This window comes from Proteus sp. MB838 (genome assembly GCF_054767435.1).
Window position 1 is genome coordinate 51176 of the sequence record NZ_BAABMO010000007.1, and the last position, 22901, is coordinate 74076.

The 22901-nt window shown below is 39.8% G+C and carries 20 protein-coding genes; 18 read left to right on the forward strand and 2 right to left on the reverse strand.

Annotated features, from left to right (window positions below):
* Positions 1-95 precede the first annotated feature (95 nt).
* The 8 genes from purL to ACYUCW_RS04790 all read left to right on the forward strand — a co-directional run bounded on the left by purL (position 96) and on the right by ACYUCW_RS04790 (position 11551).
* Positions 96-3986, forward strand: a complete 3891-nt coding sequence (gene purL / locus ACYUCW_RS04755; protein ID WP_163748148.1) for a phosphoribosylformylglycinamidine synthase — start codon at positions 96-98, stop codon at positions 3984-3986.
* A gap of 687 nt (positions 3987-4673) precedes the next feature.
* Positions 4674-6122, forward strand: a complete 1449-nt coding sequence (locus ACYUCW_RS04760; RefSeq protein ID WP_004248446.1) for a sensor histidine kinase — start codon at positions 4674-4676, stop codon at positions 6120-6122.
* Between the two features lie 83 nt (positions 6123-6205).
* Positions 6206-7132: a two-component system QseEF-associated lipoprotein QseG gene (qseG, locus tag ACYUCW_RS04765; RefSeq protein ID WP_134940096.1), complete on the forward strand. Its 927-nt coding sequence runs from the start codon at positions 6206-6208 to the stop codon at positions 7130-7132.
* 11 nt (positions 7133-7143) lie between these two features.
* A complete protein-coding gene (glrR, locus tag ACYUCW_RS04770; protein ID WP_004243867.1) occupies positions 7144-8481 on the forward strand; it encodes a two-component system response regulator GlrR in 1338 nt (445 codons plus the stop codon).
* 74 nt (positions 8482-8555) lie between these two features.
* Positions 8556-10172 carry an NAD+ synthase gene (locus ACYUCW_RS04775; RefSeq protein WP_004248444.1) on the forward strand — a complete coding sequence of 539 codons (1617 nt, stop codon included), beginning with the start codon at positions 8556-8558 and terminating at the stop codon, positions 10170-10172.
* Between the two features lie 15 nt (positions 10173-10187).
* Entirely contained in the window at positions 10188-10526 is a 339-nt protein-coding gene (gene glnB, locus ACYUCW_RS04780; RefSeq protein ID WP_004243865.1) for a nitrogen regulatory protein P-II, read from the forward strand.
* A 396-nt stretch (positions 10527-10922) separates the two neighbouring features.
* Positions 10923-11297 carry a hypothetical protein gene (locus ACYUCW_RS04785; protein ID WP_460408243.1) on the forward strand — a complete coding sequence of 125 codons (375 nt, stop codon included), beginning with the start codon at positions 10923-10925 and terminating at the stop codon, positions 11295-11297.
* 35 nt (positions 11298-11332) lie between these two features.
* Entirely contained in the window at positions 11333-11551 is a 219-nt protein-coding gene (locus tag ACYUCW_RS04790; protein ID WP_460408244.1) for a hypothetical protein, read from the forward strand.
* Positions 11552-11642: 91 nt separating this feature from the next.
* Here the strand turns inward: ACYUCW_RS04790 and hmpA are convergent, their stop codons facing one another.
* Positions 11643-12833, reverse strand: a complete 1191-nt coding sequence (hmpA, locus tag ACYUCW_RS04795) for an NO-inducible flavohemoprotein (protein ID WP_004248443.1) — start codon at positions 12831-12833, stop codon at positions 11643-11645.
* 366 nt (positions 12834-13199) lie between these two features.
* Here hmpA and glyA point away from each other — a divergent pair, with 366 nt between their 5' ends.
* The 4 genes from glyA (at position 13200) to ACYUCW_RS04815 (ending at position 17844) form a co-directional block, all read left to right on the forward strand.
* Complete coding sequence (gene glyA / locus ACYUCW_RS04800) at positions 13200-14453, forward strand: serine hydroxymethyltransferase (RefSeq protein ID WP_004243862.1); 1254 nt, start codon at positions 13200-13202, stop codon at positions 14451-14453.
* Positions 14454-14524: 71 nt separating this feature from the next.
* Positions 14525-15700, forward strand: coding sequence for a 3-phenylpropionate MFS transporter (locus ACYUCW_RS04805; protein WP_017627964.1), 1176 nt, complete (start codon positions 14525-14527; stop codon positions 15698-15700).
* 175 nt (positions 15701-15875) lie between these two features.
* Positions 15876-17144, forward strand: a complete 1269-nt coding sequence (locus ACYUCW_RS04810) for a M24 family metallopeptidase (protein WP_163748146.1) — start codon at positions 15876-15878, stop codon at positions 17142-17144.
* Positions 17145-17169: 25 nt separating this feature from the next.
* The gene (locus ACYUCW_RS04815; RefSeq protein WP_049207648.1) at positions 17170-17844 is read left to right on the forward strand and encodes a CerR family C-terminal domain-containing protein; all 675 of its coding nucleotides are present in this window, start codon (positions 17170-17172) and stop codon (positions 17842-17844) included.
* A gap of 91 nt (positions 17845-17935) precedes the next feature.
* On the opposite strand, the gene suhB is transcribed toward ACYUCW_RS04815, so the two are convergent.
* Complete coding sequence (gene suhB, locus ACYUCW_RS04820) at positions 17936-18739, reverse strand: inositol-1-monophosphatase (protein ID WP_004243855.1); 804 nt, start codon at positions 18737-18739, stop codon at positions 17936-17938.
* 124 nt (positions 18740-18863) lie between these two features.
* On the opposite strand from suhB, the gene trmJ reads away from it, so the two are divergent.
* The 6 genes from trmJ to hscB all read left to right on the forward strand — a co-directional run bounded on the left by trmJ (position 18864) and on the right by hscB (position 22893).
* On the forward strand, positions 18864-19592 hold the full coding sequence (trmJ, locus tag ACYUCW_RS04825; protein WP_004243854.1) for a tRNA (cytosine(32)/uridine(32)-2'-O)-methyltransferase TrmJ: 729 nt from the start codon (positions 18864-18866) through the stop codon (positions 19590-19592).
* Between the two features lie 129 nt (positions 19593-19721).
* Entirely contained in the window at positions 19722-20216 is a 495-nt protein-coding gene (gene iscR / locus ACYUCW_RS04830) for a Fe-S cluster assembly transcriptional regulator IscR (protein WP_004248437.1), read from the forward strand.
* A 67-nt stretch (positions 20217-20283) separates the two neighbouring features.
* Positions 20284-21498 carry an IscS subfamily cysteine desulfurase gene (locus tag ACYUCW_RS04835; protein ID WP_004243849.1) on the forward strand — a complete coding sequence of 405 codons (1215 nt, stop codon included), beginning with the start codon at positions 20284-20286 and terminating at the stop codon, positions 21496-21498.
* Positions 21499-21522: 24 nt separating this feature from the next.
* Entirely contained in the window at positions 21523-21909 is a 387-nt protein-coding gene (gene iscU / locus ACYUCW_RS04840; protein ID WP_004243847.1) for a Fe-S cluster assembly scaffold IscU, read from the forward strand.
* Between the two features lie 90 nt (positions 21910-21999).
* Positions 22000-22323: an iron-sulfur cluster assembly protein IscA gene (gene iscA / locus ACYUCW_RS04845; RefSeq protein WP_004243846.1), complete on the forward strand. Its 324-nt coding sequence runs from the start codon at positions 22000-22002 to the stop codon at positions 22321-22323.
* Between the two features lie 48 nt (positions 22324-22371).
* Entirely contained in the window at positions 22372-22893 is a 522-nt protein-coding gene (gene hscB, locus ACYUCW_RS04850; protein ID WP_036905329.1) for a co-chaperone HscB, read from the forward strand.
* The last annotated feature ends 8 nt before the right edge of the window (positions 22894-22901 follow it).

The following is a 22901-nucleotide window of genomic DNA, read 5'->3' on the forward strand; positions in this document are numbered from 1 at the left end:
CAAACGGTTTCGTCTGAGCAGTTATTCTATTATACTAGGCGCGTTTCCCCTGAATGATTGATCAGGTTAGCTGCTAAAAGAGAGAACTCAATATTATGGAAATCCTGCGTGGCTCCCCCGCTTTATCCGCTTTTCGTATTAATAAACTATTAACTTTATGTCAGGAAAACCAACTTCCTGTCCGTGGTATTTATGCGGAGTTTATCCATTTTGTAAAAGTGGATGGACAGCTATCTGAAGATGAACAAGCTAAATTAAGCAAGTTACTGCACTATGGCCCTTCATTAACAGAGCATGAGCTTGTTGGAGAGATGCGTATTGTTGTACCACGACCGGGAACCATTTCACCATGGTCGACTAAAGCGACAGATATTGCCCATAATTGTGGTTTAGCACAAGTGGTTAGAATTGAACGTGGTATTGCTTATTATATAGATAGCGATACGATGGCCGAAGAACAGTGGCAGTTGTTATACGGTTTTATTTATGATCGTATGATGGAAACAATTTTTACCGATTATCAACAAGTTAATGCGCTATTTGCTGAACAGACACCCACCCCATTAAAAACAATTGATGTTCTTGCTCACGGTAAAGATGCGCTAGTTGCTGCCAATATTGAAATGGGGTTAGCGCTGGCTGATGATGAAGTTGATTATCTAGTAGATGCTTTTAAACGTTTGCAACGTAATCCAACTGATGTAGAACTTTATATGTTCGCTCAAGCAAACTCAGAGCATTGCCGTCATAAAATTTTTAATGCAGATTGGATAATCGACGGTAAAGCGCAAGACAAATCATTATTTAAAATGATTAAAAATACTTTTGAGCAAACTCCTGATTATGTCTTGTCGGCTTATAAAGATAATGCTGCTGTAATGGAAGGCTCCGTTGCTGGGCGTTTTTATCCCGATACGGAAAAAGGGCATTACCGTTATCATCAAGAGCCTGTCCATATCTTAATGAAAGTGGAAACGCACAATCACCCAACGGCAATTTCCCCGTGGCCTGGTGCAGCAACTGGCTCTGGCGGCGAAATTCGTGATGAAGGGGCGACAGGCCGTGGGGCAAAACCTAAAGCGGGTTTAGTCGGTTTTTCCGTTTCTAACTTACGTATTCCGGGGTTTGAACAACCTTGGGAAGAAGATTTTGGCAGACCAGAACGTATTGTCAGTGCACTGGACATTATGACAGAAGGCCCTTTAGGTGGAGCCGCATTTAATAATGAATTTGGTCGCCCCGCCTTATTAGGTTATTTCAGAACCTATGAAGAGCAGGTTAATAGTCATAATGGTATTGAAATTCGAGGCTACCATAAACCTATTATGTTGGCTGGTGGTATTGGTAATATTCGCGAAGATCACGTGCAAAAAGGTGAGATCTCCGTGGGTGCTAAGTTAATTGTACTTGGTGGCCCATCAATGAATATCGGCCTAGGAGGTGGTGCGGCTTCTTCTATGACTTCCGGCCAGTCAGATGCTGATTTAGATTTTGCTTCTGTGCAACGAGATAACCCAGAAATGGAGCGTCGTTGCCAAGAGGTTATCGATCGCTGTTGGCAATTAGGTGATGATAACCCGATTTTATTTATTCATGATGTCGGAGCGGGGGGGCTTTCTAATGCCATGCCTGAGCTTGTCAATGATGGCGGGCGTGGAGGTCGTTTTGAGTTACGTAACGTTTTAAATGATGAACCGGGTATGAGTCCTCTAGAGATCTGGTGTAATGAGTCGCAAGAGCGTTATGTATTAGCGGTATCCCCAGAAAAAATGCCACTATTTGATGCGCTATGCCAACGAGAAAGAGCCCCTTATGCGGTCATTGGCGAGGCAACACAAGAGCGTGAATTAGTGTTAAATGATACACATTTTGATAATAAACCAATAGATATGCCTTTAGATATCTTGTTAGGTAAAGCGCCGAAAATGTTGCGTGATGTCACATCACATCAAACAGCAGGTGAATATCTCGATCGTAAAGATATCGATTTAAAAGAAGCGGTTTATCGCGTACTTCATTTACCCGCCGTTGCTGAGAAGACGTTCTTAATTACTATTGGTGATCGTAGTGTTACGGGAATGGTTGCGCGTGACCAAATGGTTGGACCTTGGCAAATTCCGGTGGCTAACTGTGCGGTAACAACGGCCACATTAGATAGTTATTACGGCGAGGCGATGTCAATAGGGGAAAGAGCCCCTATTGCACTATTAGATTTTGCCGCATCAGCGCGAATGGCGGTAGGTGAAGCCTTAACCAATATGGCGGGTTGCGATGTACAGTCACTTAATCGTATAAAACTTTCCGCAAACTGGATGGCTGCGGCGGGTCACCCTGGTGAAGATGCGGGATTATATGATGCAGTAAAAGCCATTGGTGAAGAGCTATGCCCACAATTAGGTATTACTATTCCGGTGGGTAAGGACTCAATGTCCATGAAAACGCGTTGGCAAGATGAACAAGGGAAAACGAAAGAAGTTATTTCCCCTCTCTCTTTAGTTATCACCGCATTTTCCCGTGTTGAAGATGTACGTAAAACTGTCACCCCTGAGCTTTCTACCCAAGAAGGAAACCGTTTATATCTAATCGATTTAGGTAATGGTCATAATGCATTAGGGGCAACAGCATTAGCTCAGGTTTATCGTCAGCTAGGACAAAAAGCGGCTGATTTACGTGATGTAGAGCAGTTAAAACAGTTTTTTAATGTCATTCAACAATTGGTGAGCGACGGTAAATTACTGGCTTATCATGACCGCTCTGATGGTGGCTTATTTGTGACTTTGGCCGAAATGGCGTTTGCGGGACATTGTGGCCTTAATGTTGATATCAGTGCTTATGACGAAGATATTTTAGCCGGTCTATTTAATGAAGAGCTAGGTGCGGTGTTCCAAATTAAAGGGGAGCATCAAGAAAGCGTTGAAACACTGTTTACTGAACATGGTTTAGCAGATTGTTTACATTACTTAGGGCAAGCAACACCAAGTGATGACATTATTATTCAAAGCCGTGAAACGGAAGTTTACCACGAAAAACGTAGTACATTACGTGTCTGGTGGGCTGAAACGACATGGCAAATGCAACGTTTACGTGATAATCCTGAATGTGCAGATGAAGAACATCGTGCCAAACAAGATAGTCACGATCCGGGATTAAATGTTCACTTAACCTTTGATCCCGCAGAGGATATTGCGGCGCCTTATATTGCTACAGGCAGTCGTCCTCGTATTGCGGTATTAAGAGAGCAAGGTGTTAACTCTCATGTGGAAATGGCAGCAGCTTTTGATCGCGCTGGATTTGATGCTATTGATGTTCATATGAGTGATTTACATACGGCACAACGCTCATTAAGTGATTTTGATGTACTGGTTGCTTGTGGTGGTTTCTCTTATGGTGATGTACTCGGTGCGGGTGAGGGATGGGCTAAATCTATTTTATTTAATCATCGTTTACGTGATGAGTTTGCCCAATTCTTTGCACGTCAAGATACGTTATCACTTGGGGTTTGTAATGGTTGCCAAATGATGTCAACGTTGGCCGAGCTTATTCCGGGGGCAGATTTATGGCCGCGCTTTGTACGCAATCGCTCAGAGCGTTTTGAAGCCCGCTTTAGCTTAGTAAAAGTGACTGATAGCCCGTCGCTATTATTACAAGGTATGGCGGGTTCACAGATGCCAATTGCGGTATCTCATGGTGAAGGTTTTGCTGAATTTCGTGACGCTGCACAATTAGCGCAGTTAGAAGCACAAAATTTAGTAGGACTGCGTTTTGTTGATCACTATGGTCAACCAACAGAGCAATACCCATTAAACCCTAACGGATCAGTAAAAGGGATCACCGCTGTTACCACAACAGATGGCCGCTCAACAATCATGATGCCTCACCCTGAGCGCGTTTTTAGAACTGTGAGCCATTCTTGGCATCCAGAAAATTGGGGAGAAGATAGCCCTTGGATGCGCTTATTCCGTAATGCCAGAAAGCAATTTGACTAATGATGTAATAAAAAAGAGTCAGTGTTATAACCCAAAGCCCCTCAAGTTAGAGGGGCTTTATTTTGTTGATATAAAAGGAAAAAATTATCAATGTATAAAATCGACGACACATCATTTTTTCATTGTCGCCAAAAGGTGACATTTAACTTGTTGAATTTTAATAATTTAATATTTTTTAATTAACGGTGTCTGGAAATGGAGACAGCTTGTTGATTTTTTCGCTATCAAAAATTGAGGCTGTTTTTTATTTTAGTAAGATAAAAATACTTTTTTGTTTAAAATTAATATCTTATGATTTTAATCGAAAAGTTGGCACGCCTTGTGCATTATATTAATCAGTTGCTCATTCAACTTTTTATGTCGGTCCACAATATGGGTGGGAACATACCACATAAGCCAAGAATGACGCCAGAGTAAGGTGCCTACCGTCCAACATCATGATACTCGCCTTCGGGCCTTATCAAACACAGGGCGACACGTGGAGTGAGGCACCACCTTCATTCTCTTTTAGAGAGAAAAGAGATGAATATTGACGAGCGGAATATCTCAGTAAGATATTCCGCTCTCCCATTTCTAGAGCCTGTTGCGTGTTCTCGCTTGTGTTCGTTTTCCTATCTGAATTTCAATGTCGGACTTTTTTCTTGTTATTAAGTCATGTAGCATCGCATTACTCTAATAGGTGTTGAGATGATTTCATTGAAAAAGTGGCGTATTTTCCCCCGATCTTTAAGACAATTGGTTATCATGGCATTTTGGATGGTGCTGTTACCGCTTCTCGTCCTTGCCTATCAGGCTTATCAAAGTTTGGATCAGCTTAGTAACCAAGCCGCTATTACCAATAAAAATGCGTTAGCGGATACCGAGCGTAGTGAGGTGATGCGTAATTTAGCTATTGAAATGGAAGGAAATTATCGACGATATTGTGTATTGCGTGATAAAACTGATGAAGAAATGTATCAACAGCGTTATCAACAATACAGCAAAATGTTCTCTACCTTGCAGCAGACCATCATCCCTCTTTCTGAGTCTAAAGAAGCACAAGCCTTGAATACTTCTTTGAAAACGCTCAAATCAATTCAATGCAAAAATAGTGAACCCACTTCTCAAATGCAACAAGCATTAGAGCAATTTTCTTATGCCAATAACCGCATTGTCGTGTTAACCAAAGAGATTATTTTTAGTCGTGGCGAGCAACTACAAATGGCTATTGCTGAAAAAGGGCGTTATTTTGGTTGGCAAAGTTTAATTGTTTTTGTTTTTAGCCTGATTTTAATTGCCTTATTTACCCGTATGATCATCGGTCCGGTTAAAGGTATAGAAAAAATGATTAACCGATTGGGGGAAGGGCGTACATTAAATAATAACTTGAATTCGTTTCAGGGGCCACGTGAATTACGCTCTTTAGCTCAACGTATTATTTGGTTAAGTGAACGTCTTGCATGGCTAGAATCGCAACGCCATGAGTTTTTACGTCATATTTCTCATGAGTTAAAAACACCGTTAGCCAGTATGCGCGAAGGAACAGAATTATTAGCGGATGAAGTAGCAGGGCCTTTAACCTTAGATCAAAAAGAAGTCGTAGCTATTCTTGATAATAGTAGTAAACAACTTCAATTATTAATTGAGCAACTACTTGATTATAATCGTAAACTTTCCGAAGTACCTCAGCAAATTGAGGAAGTTGATTTAACCACATTAGTGAATGATGTGGTGTTAGCGCATAGTTTACCCGCCCGAGCGAAAGGCATTAAGACGATAATTTCACTTGATCTGAAAAAATGTCGAGCAGAAACGACGTTATTATCAAGAGTTATTGATAATCTCTACTCGAATGCGGTGCACTATGGCGCTGAATCGGGTAATATCTGGATCTCTAGTTATCAAATTGAACAGAAAATAGTTATTGATATAGCCAATAAAGGCACTCCGATCCCTGAATCAGAACAAAAAATGATTTTTGAGCCCTTTTTTCAAGGTTCTCTATTACGTAAAGGGGCTGTCAAAGGGAGTGGTTTGGGGTTAAGTATTGCTCATGACTGTATCAAAAGAATGGATGGCGAGTTAAATATTGTTCATTCTGACTATGCTGATGTCTGTTTTCGTATTGAACTACCGCTACTTTCTGAGAATAAATAATGCATATCAGGTCACAAAAACAGGTGTCTTTTCATCAGTATAAAAAATTAAAGCGAAAGACACTGGCTAATGAGCAATTATCTATGGCCCCTGCATCAATTAAGAGGATCGCTTCACACTGGAAACAGTATATGTGTTGGATAATGTTGCCTATGTTTCTTGCTGGATGTGCACAAAAATCGCTGACCGAAACTGCTAATATTGAGCCTGAACCCCCCGTTGTTAAACAAAAAACTATCGATTATCGTTGGGCAGAATGTAAAACTTTAGCTGCTTTTTATCATGAAGGGCTCAATAATCCGCTATTTTGGTTACGTACCATTGAGTGCACACAGCGTATTATGTCTACAGAAGCACAACGTCAAGCCAGTAGTGTTATCGTTGCCGGATGGGACGGTGCCTTTTATAAAAGTATTTTATTAGAGCGAGCGGGAATGACGGTTGCAGAACGTCGTGCTCAGCTGGTTTTATTAGAAAGCTATCAATTGCAATTTCCAAGCTCTATGCGTGTTCTATTATCTACTTGGATTGAGAATCAAACGCTTACGCTTGCTCTCGCTGATGAGAAAAATCGTAATCGCCGTTTTGTTACAGAAACGGAAAATAAAATGGATTTACTGAAAAAACAAAATAATGCATTAGAGCATGAGTTAAATACCACACGTAAAAAACTCGAAAGCCTCACACAAATTGAACGTCAATTATCGAGCCGAAAACAAGGGGCTTCTGTGGATGCTATTTCTCAAGAAGAAGCGCTGTCTGATGTTCAATCTTCAGATGCGAGTAATACAGAAAAACCAGCCGATAAACCGATAGCGGAGCAATCCAATAAGTCAACGGCAAGCGAGCAATCGATAACCAAAGAAAATAATGAGGTTTCACAACCTTCGGTATCAGCAGTTAAACCTGAACCACCAAAAGCAGAGCAAGTAAAACCTGATGCGAAAAATACCTCGACAGAAAAAGAGAATAGCGCAACGGTTAAACCTACTGAAACAGGATCTAAATAAGGAGAATGTGCATGGCTGGCCATAAATCAGCGAATCTTTTACTTGTCGATGATGATCCGGGATTATTAAAGCTACTGGGTATGCGATTAACAAGTGAAGGGTTTCATATCGTTACCGCTGAAAGTGGGCAAGAAGCACTTAAACTATTATTAAAAGAAAAAATCGATCTGGTGATCAGCGATTTACGTATGGATGAAATGGATGGTATGGCGCTATTTGCAGAAATACAGCGCCAACAACCCGGTATGCCTGTGATTATTTTAACTGCACATGGCTCCATTCCTGATGCTGTCGCGGCAACTCAACAGGGGGTGTTTAGTTTCTTGACTAAACCTGTTGATAGAGATGCGCTTTATAAAGCTATCGATGAAGCATTAGAATTAGTGACGACGGTATCTGATGAAGAGTGGTCAAAAGATATCGTGACCCGTAGCCCCCAAATGTTACGTTTATTAGAGCAAGCCAAGTTAGTTGCACAATCCGATGTTAGCGTACTGATTAATGGGCAAAGCGGTACGGGTAAAGAAGTCCTTGCTCAAGCAATCCACCGCGCCAGCCCACGAGCTAAAAAACCCTTTATTGCTATTAACTGCGGTGCTTTACCTGAACAATTATTAGAATCTGAACTATTTGGACATGCTAAAGGTGCTTTTACTGGCGCGGTAAGTAGTCGTGAAGGACTTTTCCAAGCGGCAGAAGGAGGCACTCTATTTCTGGATGAAATTGGTGATATGCCAATGGCATTGCAAGTGAAATTATTGCGTGTATTACAAGAGCGTAAAGTGCGGCCATTAGGCAGTAATCGTGATATTGATATTGATGTGCGTATTCTTTCTGCAACCCACCGTGACTTGCCAAAAGCGATGGAGCGTAATGAATTTCGAGAAGATTTATACTATCGTTTAAATGTGGTGAATTTACGTATCCCCACGTTGAGCGAAAGAGCCGAGGATATCCCTGTTCTTGCTAACCATTTATTGCGTGAATCAGCAAAACGACATAAACCTTTTGTGCGTAGCTTCTCAACGGATGCGATGAAATGTCTAATGACAGCAAGTTGGCCGGGAAATGTGCGTCAGTTAGTTAACGTCATCGAGCAATGTGTCGCTTTAACGACTGCACCTGTGATTAGCGAAGCCCTTGTCACACAAGCATTGCAAGGGGAAAATACCGCATTACCTACTTTTGCTGAAGCAAGAGGCCATTTTGAGATGACCTATTTAAGGAAGTTATTGCAGATGACAAAGGGCAATGTCACTCAAGCTGCAAGGATGGCAGGGCGAAATCGAACAGAATTTTATAAATTGTTGTCACGTCATGGACTTGATGCCAATGATTTCAAAGAATGATCTTTGTAGATAACAAAAATTTTTTTAAACTTGCTTTCTTTAGATAGCAAAGATAGCTGGAGAGACTAATTTTTATGAGTCGTAAATTAAAACTCGCACTTGCTCAGTTAAACTGGGTTGTTGGCGATATTGAAGGCAACTGTGAACGCATGTTAGCCACCGTAAAAGCGCAAGAAGATGCCGATCTGGTTTTGTTTTCTGAGCTTGCGTTATGCGGTTACTCTCCTGAAGATCTACTATTTCGCCCTGATTTCCAACAACGTTGTGAAGAGCAACTGGTTCGTTTAGAACAAGCAAGTAAGAAAACGGCCATTGTGGTTGGGCATCCTTGGTGGCAAAACGGCACTATTTATAATGCACTGTCATTTTTCTATCAAGGTGAGTTACAGGCGCGTTACTTCAAACAACAGCTACCTAATTATGGTGTATTTGATGAAAAACGTTATTTCCAACAAGGAAATGAACGTTGTGTTGTGCCTTTTAAAGGCTATCATTTAGGATTATTAATTTGTGAAGATATTTGGATCAACGAGCCTATTGATGCACTAAAACAAGCGGGTGCTGATCTGGTTCTTTCTATTAATGCTTCACCTTATAGTCGTGAAAAGCCGCATATTCGTACCCAATTAATTAAAGAACATTGCCAAAGAACGCATCTGCCTGTGGTATATCTCAACCAAATTGGTGGTCAGGATGAATTGGTTTTTGATGGATGTTCTAAAGTCTTTGATGAACGAGGAACAATCACCCATCGTTTAGCGGCTTTTGATGAGCAAGTGGCTGTGGTGGAGTTTGATGAGTTAACTATCGTACCGATGCAAGATGCGGCACCAGAGCTTTCTCCTTTAGCGCAAGTTTATCAAGCACTAGTGCTGGCAACGCGTGATTATGTGACAAAAAATGGTTTTAAAGGCGCTATATTAGGATTATCAGGGGGCATCGACTCAGGCTTAACAGTTGCAATTGCCGTTGATGCGTTAGGTAAAGAGAGCGTTCAAGCGGTAATGATGCCATTTCGCTATACCTCAGAAATGAGTATTCACGATGCGAAAGAGCAAGCTGATTTATTAGGTGTTGAGTTTGATACTGTCTCTATTGAGCCGATGTTTGATGCTTTTATGGATCAACTTTCGCCTATGTTTAAAGGTAGCGCTGTCGATACCACAGAAGAAAACCTACAAGCGCGTTGTCGTGCGGTTATTTTAATGGCGATGTCCAATAAACGTCGTCGGTTAGTGCTCACCACGAGTAATAAAAGTGAATCTGCCGTAGGCTACTCGACCTTATATGGTGATATGGCGGGGGGCTTTGATGTTTTAAAAGATGTTCCTAAAACACTGGTATTTGAACTGGCTAAATATCGTAATACTCTTTCACCCGCTATTCCACAACGTGTGATTGATAGGCCTCCTTCAGCAGAATTAGCACCAGGACAAACAGATCAAGATAATCTGCCACCTTATGATATTTTAGATGCCCTTCTTGAAGGCTATGTTGAGCAAGATAAATCTGTTTCTGACTTGGTTGCGGCTGGATTTGATGAAGCCATTGTTCGTAAAGTGGTAAAATTAGTCGATATTAATGAATATAAGCGTCGTCAAGCACCGGTAGGACCGCGTATTACCAGTCGTAATTTTGGTAAAGATCGTCGCTATCCGATCACAAGCGGTTTTGGTCGCCATAACTGGTAATAGCAGGATAATCCGATGAAAAAAATTGAAGCGATAATTAAGCCGTTTAAATTAGATGATGTAAGAGAAGCACTAGCCGAAGTTGGTATCACGGGTATGACGGTAACAGAGGTAAAAGGCTTTGGTCGTCAGAAAGGGCATACCGAACTTTATCGTGGTGCAGAATATATGGTCGATTTTTTACCTAAAGTAAAAATTGAGATCGTTGTTGCTGATGAAATAGCTGAAACTTGTGTCGATACTATAATGACTACCGCTCAAACGGGGAAGATTGGCGACGGTAAAATTTTTGTTTTTGATGTGAATCGAGTTATCCGTATTCGTACTGGAGAGCAAGACGAAGAAGCTATTTAAAAAATAAATAAGCGTTGTTTATGAAACCTGATGATTATTAGTTTAATTATCGGGTTTTTTTTATCTTTATTAATTAATTCTTTTTTATATTATCTCAATAAGTTTATTTATTTGCTGATTATCTTTTATAAATTTATAAGTAATAATAAATGATTTGTATTGCTGATAATTATACTCATTAAATAAGTAATATTAATAATTACCTTTCTTTGTTCATAAAATGTTTTTTTATGTTTCACCTATTGTGCTATTTATATCTTATACAAGTCTATTGATGATAATAAACAATTTATTTTACTAAAATTCTCACCTTTTAAGGCACAAAATGTTATTCAATAACTTTTGTAGACAGTTATTATCATCAACTTAAATATTTATTATTCTATGGGTAATATCGTGCTTAGCTATTTATTAAAGCGTTTTGCTTTATTTTTGTTTTCCGCCATGATTGTGGCAATAACAACAGGGTTTATTTTCCTCGATATTTTGGTGCTGAATAATGGTATTTCTGAAACCTCAGCAACCGAACTGGGGCAAGAACTTATTGTGGCTATAATATGTCTTCTTTTCTTTATACCTGCTTATAAACAGCCAGAAATGAGAGGGGGATACACACTGATTATGGGCTTTTTCTTGTGTATCTTAATTCGTGAGTTAGATGGTGTTTTTGACCAATTAGCACATGGTTCATGGGTTTGGTTTGCATTAACGGTAACATTTGTCTGTATAGCGATCGCTATCAGAGAAGGGAAAAAACATTATATGGCTTAACCCATTTTATAACGCATTCTAGTCAAGGAATGCTTATGGCGGGTTTGCTCAGTGTTTTACTATTCTCTCGCTTATTTGGTATGGGGATTTTGTGGGAGAAATTGTTAGGTGAAGACTATAACCGCACAGTAAAAAATATGGTGGAAGAAGGTAGCGAGTTGTTCGGCTATACACTCTGTTTAATTAGTGTTATTTGGTATCGCTATTCGTCTAAATATCATGTTATACCGACATCAATAAAAGTTACTTATTAAATAGTTAGTTGTTTCCAATATAAAAAGCGCTGAATAGTAAAATAATCAGCGCTTTTTCCTTATTAATTTATTTTCTTACCTATTCTGGCTGTTATTGGCTAATAACAGCATGAGGGCCAAAGCACTCATAATGAAGTTTATCGCTTTCAATACCGAGAGCAATAAGTTGTTTAGCGACAGATTGCATAAAAGGTAATGGTCCACAGAAATAGAACTGCATATTAGGTATTGATAGCCATTCATGTATCTTGGTTAAATCCATCAACCCTTCAAATTGATAGTCTTTATTGATAATGTCTTCAGTACGAGGGAGACGATACCATACTGCTTGTTGATATTGTTCAATTTGCTTTCCTGCTTGTGCGATTTCTTCCTTAAAAGCATGCACGCCACCATGCTCTGCTGCATGTAACCAATTGACTTGTGCTTGGTGAGAAGAGAGAGTGTGCAACATCGCTAACATAGGAGTTAAGCCTACACCTGCTGAAATTAATGTGACAGGCGTTGTTGATGAGATATCTAAATAAAAATCGCCCCCTGGTGCGGCAACTTGTAAGATGTCTCCTTCTTGGATATGGTCATGAAGAAAATTAGATAAAATCCCCTTATCTTCACGTTTTACCGCAATACGATAGGTTTTATTGTTTGCCGATTGTGTTAAGGAATATTGACGAATTTCTTGATTTGCAAGTTTCTCATCACGAATATAAATACTTAAATATTGGCCTGCACGGTAAGGTGTAACCGCTTGTCCATCTTCAGGCTCTAATTCAAAGCTGGTAATAACCTCACTTTGTTTTACTTTATGCTTAACTTTAAAGTGACGTAATCCTCGCCAGCCTCCTGAAGCTTGTTCTTTTTGTTGATAAATTTGCTCTTCCCGATTAATAAAGACATCAGCCAAAACTTGGTAAGCGGCTCCCCAAGCATCAAGCACTTCTTTGCCCGGGTTAAACATTTCATCAATGGTGGCTAATAAGTTTTCTCCAACAATAGGATAATGTTCAGGAAGAATATTCAAACTGGCATGTTTTTGTGCAATTTTTTCTACCGCCGGCAAAATAGCAGGTAAATCCTCAAGGTGCGTTGCATAAGCACATATCGCATTAAATAACGCTTCACGTTGTGCGCCACTGCTTTGGTGGCTCATAGTAAAAATATCTTTTAACTCAGGATGGCGAGAGAACATTCTGTCGTAAAAATGCGCCGTTAACGCGGGGCCTGTTTTAGCAATAAGAGGAATAGTGGATTTAATTGTCGCGATAGTTTGTGCATCTAACATAATTGCTCCTGAAAAATATTCAGTTTAATATGATTTTTATAACATGTATTTTTAATACAACTTATATCTTTTTGCTTTATTTGTAAATCTGAGTTTTTATTTTTTTTTAGGAAAATGGGGAAATCTTAGAGAATGATGTTGAGGGTTTACATAAATTAGCGAGATGTGCCTCAAAAAGAACAAAAACAGCAGATAAAATGAGGTTATCAAAAAGTAATAGAACTGTGTTATAGTGGCTTAGCAAACGATTGCGTATTTTTTCTTTTGGGACTATCTCAATGAGGAAAAAGAGTTTACACTGTATGTCATTCTTACTCCCGTAAGGGAGTTCGCCTTTAGTGAAGTTAGCTGAGTCAGGAGATGTGAATGTTAAAACGTGAAATGAATATTGCTGATTACGATCCGGAATTATGGAATGCAATGGAAGGTGAAGTGACTCGTCAAGAAGAGCACATCGAATTAATTGCTTCTGAAAACTATACTAGTCCTCGTGTTATGCAGGCGCAGGGATCTCAGCTGACCAACAAATATGCAGAAGGTTATCCAGGTAAACGCTACTACGGTGGTTGTGAATACGTTGATGTTGTTGAACAATTAGCCATTGATCGTGCCAAAGCACTATTTGGTGCTGATTATGCAAACGTACAACCTCACTCTGGTTCACAAGCGAATGCGGCTGTGTATATGGCATTACTTAAACCGGGCGATACAGTATTAGGGATGAATTTGGCCCAAGGTGGTCACTTAACTCACGGCTCTCCGGTTAACTTCTCTGGTAAACTCTACAATATCGTTCCTTATGGTATTGATGAAGCAGGTAAAATTGATTACCAAGATATCGCTGAGCAAGCTAAAAAGCATAAACCAAAAATGATCATTGGTGGTTTTTCAGCTTATTCAGGTTTGGTTGATTGGGCTAAAATGCGTGAAATCGCAGATAGCGTAGGGGCTTACTTATTTGTCGATATGGCTCACGTTGCAGGTATGATTGCAGCGGGTGTCTATCCAAACCCAGTACCACATGCTCACGTTGTGACTACAACAACACACAAAACATTAGCGGGTCCTCGTGGTGGTCTTATCCTTGCTAAGGGTGGCGATGAAGAGTTTTATAAGAAATTAAACTCTGCCGTATTCCCTGGCTCTCAAGGTGGTCCTTTAATGCATGTGATCGCGGGTAAAGCCGTTGCATTAAAAGAAGCAATGGAACCTGAGTTTAAAGTTTACCAGCAACAAGTTGCAAAAAATGCGAAAGCAATGGTAGACGTTTTCTTAGCGCGCGGTTATAAAGTAGTATCTGGTGGCACAGAGAACCACCTGTTTTTATTAGACTTAGTTGATAAAGATATTACAGGTAAAGATGCTGATGCTGCACTGGGTCGTGCTAATATCACTGTGAACAAAAATAGTGTGCCAAATGATCCTCGCAGTCCATTTGTTACATCTGGTATTCGTATTGGTTCTCCAGCGATTACACGTCGTGGTTTTAAAGAAGCGGAAGCAAAAGATTTAGCCGGTTGGATGTGTGATGTCCTTGATAATATCAATGATGAAGCGAACATTGAAAAAGTGAAACAAAAAGTCTTGGATATCTGCGCTAAATTTCCAGTTTACGCATAAGTTTGTAACGATATAATAAAACCCGTTATACAAGCCCGCTTCGAGAACATGTTCTTGGCGGGTTTTTTTGCATGTTAAAAATGGGGGGTTGGATGGTTATTCCATCAACACTGTGGCTTGCCTTAGATTATTTTACGTATTTTTTCTCATATGGTATTTTCTTGCCTTTTTGGTCTATCTGGTTAAAAGGCGAGGGGGTTGATCCTGCGATGATAGGCTTACTACTTGGGGTGGGCTTAACCGCTCGTTTTGTAGGAAGCTTGATTTTAACGCCGGCTGTAAAAGATCCATCAAAGCTCATTACTGCACTACGACTTTTTGCTTTTTTATCTCTCCTATTTACCGTTGCATTTATGTTGGGCACTCATTGGGCTTGGCTCTTTTTGGTAATGACCGGATTTAACGTTTTTTTTGCACCCATGGTGCCTTTGGGAGATTCACTTGCGGGAACATGGCAAAAACAATTTCCTTTAGATTATGGAAAAATTCGGGTTTGGGGATCTATTGCATTTATTATTAGTTCCTCATTATTGGGGATATTGATTGATGCTTTTGGACACCCGATTATTCTTTATGGATTGATTGCCAGTACTCTTGCATTATTCCTTACCTCAATGTTACGTCCGAAAATCATGCCCCAAGGTAAGGTCAAAAAAGCGGAACACCATCATGTTTCATTTATGAAACTGATTTCAGATGGCCCAGTCTGGCGTTTTCTATTATGTGTTTCTTTACTACAAGGTGCTCATGCTGCTTATTACGGTTTTAGCGCACTCTATTGGGAAAAAGCAGGCTATGATACAGCAACGATTGGTTATCTTTGGTCCTTAGGCGTAGTTGCTGAAGTGGTTGTCTTTATGTTTAGCCGTCGTTTATTCCGCCGTTGGAGTGCTCGAAACTTATTATTACTTTCAGCATTTGCAGGGCTATTGCGCTGGGGGATGATGGGCAGTTTTACAGCATTACCGGCACTTATTATTGTACAAATTTTGCATAGTGGCACATTTACCGTATGCCATTTAGCGGCAATGCGTTTTATTACTGCACGTCAAGAGCATGAAATTATTCGTTTACAAGCGGTTTATTCTGCTCTAGCAATGGGGGGAAGTATCGCTATTATGACGATTGTATCGGGATGGTTATATGAAAAACTCCCTAACCAAGAATACCTCATTTTCTGGTTGATGGCGGCATTAACTATTCCTGCAATGTTTATTAGACCGAAAGTACAACCGCAAAATACTTAATCTTTTTATTTCCTATTTTTCATAAACGTCTAAGCCTGTAATACCTTTTGATATTACAGGTTTTTTTCTTTTTATTTTTTAAAGCGCATTTTTTGATCAACCAAACGATTGATCATTTTAAATATTAAAGCTAAATTTAATTCATTCAAATGAATGAATAGAAGAAGGTATTACTATGAAAAGTAAATCAGTGCTCCCAGCTAGTTTTTCTTTACAAGAAAGAGACCGACGCTGGCAGTTAGCTAGAGACATTATGAGAGATAACCAATTAGATACATTAATTATTTATGGTGATAGAGAATCGGCGGCACCTGCACCGTTTTGTATTGACCACTATTTTACAAATGACAGATTAGGATCGGTTGTTATTTTTCATGAAGATAAGAAACCATTGATAGTTACTTTTGCACCAATGATGATAGCTGATCATATGCAGGCAAAACTACGTGGTGATTTGCAGTGGATTGATGAAGATAATCTTGTTGTAGGAAAAACAGGGCGTAGTATTGCTCATTTTCTAAAAGAGATGGGAGTACAACAAAATGCACATATTGGTATTATTGGCTTAGAACCTTATCCCCCATTTTATTTTGATGGTGCAATGCCATTTAATACTCTAAATGGTATTAAGGAAGCATTTCCTTATGCAAAATTTAGCAGTGTGTATCGTGATTTCTTTAGACGGGCATCAGTTAAAAGTGAAGAAGAGCTCGCTCATGTAAGATATGCTGCCGCCATTGGTGAAGCAATGAGCGAGGCAATGCGAGTGACTGCAAGGCCTGGTGCAACAGAGGCGGAGCTTGCGGCCGCAATTACTGCCACTTGTTTATCAAGGGGTGGATTTACCGCTGAAATTTTAATGGGATCAGGATCTGAGTATATCGGTTGGGGGCCTCCTGTTTGGCAATATCGCTCACAAGCACCTCGTGAAATTCAAATGGGTGATATTATATTATCAGAGATTTTTGCTTTATATGGAATGTATGAAACGCAACATCAAGCGGCGGTTGCTGTAGGTAAAATTCACGAAAACTTAGAAAAAGCAGCATTAGTTGCACGTGAATGCTATGAAATTGGCGTTGAACATTTAAAAGCAGGGATAACCTTTGGTGAAGTCGTTGATTTAATGGAAAAACCACTATTAGAATCAGGGGGATGGCATGTTCATCCACTTATTCACAGTATTAATCCTTATGGTCCAATCGGCTTTGGCACAGCGCCAGGTATTGAATCATTACCTCTTGCTCATCGTTATAAACAAATTGAGCGATTACCTAATCCAGGGAGAGAATTGGTATTACAAGAAGGTATGACATTTGCTTTTGAGCCTAATTGTGGCTTCGGCCACCACTTATGTAATTTAGGTGGCACTGTTGTGGTTGGCAAAAGCAAAGGGATTGAGTTAAATTCTAACTCAACACAATTAATGCGGGCAGATATATAGTCCTAATAGTAACTAGTTGATTATAATGAAAAACACCAGTAAAACTGCAGTAAGTACAGAACAAACTCAAGAGAAATTAGTGCAAGAAGGTATTAGGCTTTTTGCACTACATGGGATCAGTGGATTGAGAACGCGACAACTTGCGCAAGATGCTGGTGTTAATCAATCAGCAATACCTTACCATTTTGGCGGAAAATTAGGGGTTTATACAGCAGTGATCCGATATATTGCTACAGAATTAGCCTCTGAAATTCAGTTTGACCAATTTGATAATAAGCTTCAGTTTTTATTGAAAGAAAACCGACCTTATAAAAATGAAAAAGTGGCTGAATTAGTTCTATTACTAGTTACAGGTTTAGCTCGTGCATTATTATCACCAAAACGCCATTATTACAGTCAGTTGATTCTACGTGAACAGTTAGAACCGACGGAAAATTACGATCTTATTTATAGTAATCTGATTGAGCCTTTTCATCTTCGTCTTTCTCGTTTAGTTGGATTAATGGATACAAAGAGTGATGAAGTAACAATCACTATTCGTGCTCATGCTCTTATTGGTCAGATATTAGGGTTTGTCATTGCAAGAAAAGCTTTTCTATTACGTGTTAATAAGCAAGAGATAACATCACAACTATTAGATAAGATTGCACAAGAAATTAGCCAACTTTCAGTAAATGCCCTTTTAATTGAAAACGCATAGGCAATAAAAAAGACCCCCAGTAATTGGCTGTCCAACTATTGGGGATCATTTATAAGATAGTTTTTTTATATTTTATTGTTATTCGTATCAATTAACGTTTTAAAGCATCAGTTAATTCGCTACGAATTTCTGCCAATAATGCTCGGACAACTCGAGGATTACCCGCAACAATATTACCAGTTTGTAGATAGCCGTGATTACCAGTAAAGTCAGATACAATTGCACCCGCTTCACGAGCAATAAGTTCACCTGCTAAGAAATCCCAAGGTTTTAAACCAATTTCAAAGAAGCCATCCACACGACCCGCGGCAACATAAGCTAAATCTAATGCTGCTGAACCTGTGCGACGAAAATCAGCGCATGGTACAAACAGTTTAGTCAGCATATTCATATAAGCTGCTGAATGTTGTTTTGCTTTGAATGGGAAACCAGTTGCTAAAACAGCACCATCTAAATCACGTGCATTAGAGCCACGGAGGCGGTAACCATTTAATTGTGCACCTTGACCACGAACAGCTGAGAAAAGTTCGTTACGCATAGGATCGTAAACCACAGCAACTTCTGTGCGACCTTTGATACGTACAGCGATAGAAACAGAAAAATGTGGTAGGCGTTTAATAAAGTTAGTGGTGCCATCAAGTGGATCTATAACCCATTGGATATCGTGATCTTCACCGAGTAACTCGCCACTTTCTTCCGTAATAATGGTGTGTTTTGGATAAGATTTACGAATGATTTCAATGATTGCCTGTTCCGCTTCGCGATCAACATTAGTGACAAAATCATTGCTACCTTTCTGGCTCGTTTCTACAGATTCAGGATTTTCGTAATTTTTGGCGATTAAATTACCAGCCTTACGTGCAGCACGTATGGCAATATTCAGCATCGGATGCATGGTTATCTTCCACAAGATGTTAAAGAACGGGGATAAAAAACGAGGCGAAGTATAACAGGCGTTCGCGTTTTTGGCTACATTTGTGATAAAATAGATGGATCATAAAACAATTAGTTAGAAATCAATGTTAGAAAATATTCGCATTATCCTTGTCGAAACTTCACATACAGGCAATATGGGCTCGACAGCTCGTGCTATGAAAACCATGGGATTAACGAATCTTTATTTTGTTAATCCTAAAGAAAAACCCGACTCTCACTCTATAGCCTTATCAGCAGGGGCAAGCGATGTTATTGGCAATGCTCATATTGTTGATACTATTGATGATGCCATTGAAGGCTGTGGGTTAGTGATTGGAACAAGTGCGCGTAATCGTACGCTCTCTTGGCCAATGCTAGCACCTCGTGAATGTGGTGAACGTTGCGTAAAAGAGGCAGCAAATAAGCCCGTTGCGGTGATCTTTGGCCGTGAACGCACAGGCTTAACTAATGAAGAATTACAAAAATGTGATTACCACCTCTATATTCCTACCAACCCTGAATATGGCTCTTTAAACTTAGCGATGGCGGTGCAACTTGTTTGTTATGAAATTCGCATGGCTGCACTTGCTCAACAGGAAAAACAAGAGGAAAATGCTTCATCAGAGATTGATTATCCACCCGCTGAAGATATTGAACGCTTTTATGTTCACTTAGAGCAGGTACTTAATGAGTCTGGTTTTATTCGTCCTAAACATCCAGGACAAGTGATGAGTCGTTTACGCCGTTTGTTTACACGCGCACGTCCAGAAACACAAGAGCTTCATATCTTACGTGGTATTTTAACATCCGTTGAAAAATGGGCTAAGAAATAAAGGATTAAGTTGATTAACATGCGTCATTGTTGCTGAGCTTAATACCTGACTAAAACACTCAGATAAATAGTTGACTAAATTACTCAGGAATGACACAATTTGACTATTGTTCACCACGGAGTATTTGTTATGAGACTGACATCAAAAGGGCGTTATGCAGTTACTGCTATGCTTGATGTTGCATTGCATTCGCAGCAAGGCCCTGTCCCCCTCGCTGATATTTCTGAGCGTCAAGGGATTTCCCTTTCTTACCTTGAGCAGCTTTTTTCACGTTTACGTAAAAATGAATTAGTCGCAAGTGTGCGTGGCCCGGGTGGTGGTTATTTACTCGGTCGTGAAGCGGGGCAAATTTTTGTTGCTCAAGTCATTTCAGCAGTTGATGAATCTGTTGATGCTACCCGTTGTCAGGGTAATAAAGAAGGATGTCAAGGTGGCGATCGTTGCCTGACTCATACTTTGTGGCGTGATTTAAGTGATCGTATTACCAGTTTCCTTAGCAGCATTAGCCTTGAAGAGTTAGTTAATAACGAAGAGGTTATGGATGTCGCTGATCGTCAAGACAATGAAAAACGTCATGCTATCAATGGTCGTTTACAAGAAACCATTGTTAATATGCGAGTTTAACGGCGATCTCTAGGCAAACAAAACAAAATTATTAAAGAAGATCTGTCGTCTTTGGAGTTAGTGAGCAATGAAATTACCCATTTATCTAGATTATTCAGCAACCACACCCGTTGATCCTCGAGTTGCTGAAAAAATGATGCAATGCCTGACTATTGACGGCATTTTTGGTAACCCAGCCTCTCGTTCGCACCGTTTTGGATGGCAAGCTGAAGAAGCGATCGATATCGCTCGTAATCAGATTGCTGATCTTATTGGTGCTGATCCTCGTGAAATTGTTTTCACCTCAGGGGCAACTGAAGCAGATAACTTGGCACTAAAAGGTGTTGCAAACTTTTATCAGAAAAAAGGTAAGCACATCATCACATCAAAAACTGAGCATAAAGCGATTTTAGATACTTGTCGTCAGCTTGAGCGTGAAGGTTTTGAAGTGACCTACTTAGCACCAAAAAGCGATGGCTTAATTGATTTGAAAGAACTCGAAGCCGCTATGCGTGATGACACTATTTTAGTTTCTATCATGCACGTGAATAATGAAATTGGTGTGGTGCAAGATATTGCTGCTATTGGTGAATTATGCCGTAGCAAAGGCATTATTTACCACGTTGACGCAACGCAAAGCGTCGGTAAATTACCAATCGATCTCTCCAAATTAAAAGTCGATTTACTTTCTCTTTCTGCACATAAAGTTTACGGACCTATGGGTATTGGTGCGCTTTATGTTCGCCGTAAACCACGCATTCGCTTAGAGGCACAAATGCATGGTGGTGGGCATGAGCGTGGTATGCGTTCAGGTACATTAGCCGTTCACCAAATTGTGGGTATGGGTGAAGCTTACCGTATATTGAAAGAAGAAATGGCTGATGAAACTAAACGTTTAAATGAATTACGTTTACGTTTATGGAATGGCATCAAAGATATTGAAGAAGTGTATATCAATGGTTCTTTAGAACATACAGCGCCAAATATTCTTAATGTCAGCTTCAACTATGTTGAAGGTGAATCATTAATGATGGCACTGAAAGATCTTGCTGTATCTTCAGGTTCAGCCTGTACATCAGCAAGTTTAGAGCCTTCTTATGTACTACGTGCTTTAGGATTAACCGATGAATTAGCACATAGTTCTATTCGTTTCTCTTTAGGTCGTTTCACCACTGAAGAAGAAATCGATTATGCAATTGAACAAATTCACAGTGCAATTGGTCGCTTACGTGATCTTTCTCCACTTTGGGAAATGCATAAACAAGGCGTTGATATCAACAGTATCGAATGGTCTCACCATTAATCAGACGTTTTCAGGAGTTAAATCATGGCTTATAGCGATAAAGTAATTGATCATTATGAAAATCCTCGTAATGTGGGTTCATTTGATAACAACGACCCTACAGTGGGGAGCGGTATGGTAGGCGCACCAGCTTGTGGTGACGTCATGAAGCTACAAATCAAAGTTGATGATAACGGTGTAATTGAAGATGCACGTTTTAAAACTTATGGTTGTGGCTCAGCGATTGCATCAAGCTCTTTGGTTACCGAATGGATGAAAGGTAAAACCTTAGATGAAGCAGAAGCGATTAAAAATACCGCAATTGCTGAAGAGTTAGAATTACCACCAGTGAAAATTCACTGTTCAATTCTGGCTGAAGATGCAATAAAAGCCGCGATTGCAGACTATAAAAGCAAACGCCAAGGCAAATAATTGCCTGTTATAATAAAAAAATAAAATATTGGCGGATGCTGAAGGTTATGTTTCAGTGTCCGCTTTCGTTCTTTATGAGTGAGGTGTGCCATGTCAATTTCCCTTACAGAAGCCGCTGCTAACCGTGTTCGCTCTTTTCTTGCTAATCGTGGCAAAGGTGAAGGTTTGCGTTTAGGCGTAAGAACATCAGGCTGTTCTGGGATGGCTTATGTTCTTGAGTTTGCTGATGTCATCAATGACGAAGATACCGTTTTTGAAGATAAAGGTGTGAAAGTTATTATTGACGGTAAAAGCATGGTCTATTTAGATGGAACAGAGCTTGATTTCGTTAAAGAAGGATTAAACGAGGGCTTTAAGTTTAACAACCCAAACGTGGCTAACGAATGTGGTTGTGGAGAAAGCTTTACCGTGTAATCAATATTTATACACGGTATTAATATCAATTAATCCAAGAGCAGAAGTATGGACTATTTCACCCTATTAGGCATGCCTAATCGTTTTGATATTGATAAACAACAGCTTGCTTCTCGTTATCAAGAGATGCAACGTCAATATCACCCCGATCGTTTTGCGGGTAAATCTGACAAAGAGCAAGTACAAGCATTATCGTTTGCTTCGACTATCAATCAGGCTTATCAAACCTTAAAAAATCCACTTTCAAGAGCTGAATATATGCTCTCTTTACAGGGCATCGATATTGCTAATGAGCAACAAACGATGCACGATACGGCTTTTCTTATGGAGCAGCTTACGCTTCGTGAAGAGCTGGATGATATAGAGCATAGTACTGATGCTGAAAATTTACTGGCTGATTTTTCTGCGCGCTTAGAGAAAATGTACACTGTACGCTATGATGAAATGGTGAAAACACTGGACAGTCAGACTTGGGACATTGCCGCAGACAATGTGAGAAAATTACGTTTTCTCGCGAAATTAAAAGAGCAAGTCGAGCATCTTGAAGAACGCTTGTTTGATGGTTTTTAAGGAAAATT

Excerpts from the sequence above, each read along its gene's own strand:
- purL (WP_163748148.1), top strand. The coding sequence starts at position 96 with ATGGAAATCCTGCGTGGCTCCCCCGCTTTATCCGCTTTTCGTATTAAT.
- ACYUCW_RS04760 (WP_004248446.1), top strand. The coding sequence starts at position 4,674 with ATGATTTCATTGAAAAAGTGGCGTATTTTCCCCCGATCTTTAAGACAA.
- qseG (WP_134940096.1), top strand. The coding sequence starts at position 6,206 with ATGGCCCCTGCATCAATTAAGAGGATCGCTTCACACTGGAAACAGTAT.
- glrR (WP_004243867.1), top strand. The coding sequence starts at position 7,144 with ATGGCTGGCCATAAATCAGCGAATCTTTTACTTGTCGATGATGATCCG.
- ACYUCW_RS04775 (WP_004248444.1), top strand. The coding sequence starts at position 8,556 with ATGAGTCGTAAATTAAAACTCGCACTTGCTCAGTTAAACTGGGTTGTT.
- glnB (WP_004243865.1), top strand. The coding sequence starts at position 10,188 with ATGAAAAAAATTGAAGCGATAATTAAGCCGTTTAAATTAGATGATGTA.
- ACYUCW_RS04790 (WP_460408244.1), top strand. The coding sequence starts at position 11,333 with ATGGCGGGTTTGCTCAGTGTTTTACTATTCTCTCGCTTATTTGGTATG.
- hmpA (WP_004248443.1), bottom strand. The coding sequence starts at position 12,833 with ATGTTAGATGCACAAACTATCGCGACAATTAAATCCACTATTCCTCTT.
- glyA (WP_004243862.1), top strand. The coding sequence starts at position 13,200 with ATGTTAAAACGTGAAATGAATATTGCTGATTACGATCCGGAATTATGG.
- ACYUCW_RS04805 (WP_017627964.1), top strand. The coding sequence starts at position 14,525 with ATGTTAAAAATGGGGGGTTGGATGGTTATTCCATCAACACTGTGGCTT.
- ACYUCW_RS04810 (WP_163748146.1), top strand. The coding sequence starts at position 15,876 with ATGAAAAGTAAATCAGTGCTCCCAGCTAGTTTTTCTTTACAAGAAAGA.
- ACYUCW_RS04815 (WP_049207648.1), top strand. The coding sequence starts at position 17,170 with ATGAAAAACACCAGTAAAACTGCAGTAAGTACAGAACAAACTCAAGAG.
- suhB (WP_004243855.1), bottom strand. The coding sequence starts at position 18,739 with ATGCATCCGATGCTGAATATTGCCATACGTGCTGCACGTAAGGCTGGT.
- trmJ (WP_004243854.1), top strand. The coding sequence starts at position 18,864 with ATGTTAGAAAATATTCGCATTATCCTTGTCGAAACTTCACATACAGGC.
- iscR (WP_004248437.1), top strand. The coding sequence starts at position 19,722 with ATGAGACTGACATCAAAAGGGCGTTATGCAGTTACTGCTATGCTTGAT.
- ACYUCW_RS04835 (WP_004243849.1), top strand. The coding sequence starts at position 20,284 with ATGAAATTACCCATTTATCTAGATTATTCAGCAACCACACCCGTTGAT.
- iscU (WP_004243847.1), top strand. The coding sequence starts at position 21,523 with ATGGCTTATAGCGATAAAGTAATTGATCATTATGAAAATCCTCGTAAT.
- iscA (WP_004243846.1), top strand. The coding sequence starts at position 22,000 with ATGTCAATTTCCCTTACAGAAGCCGCTGCTAACCGTGTTCGCTCTTTT.
- hscB (WP_036905329.1), top strand. The coding sequence starts at position 22,372 with ATGGACTATTTCACCCTATTAGGCATGCCTAATCGTTTTGATATTGAT.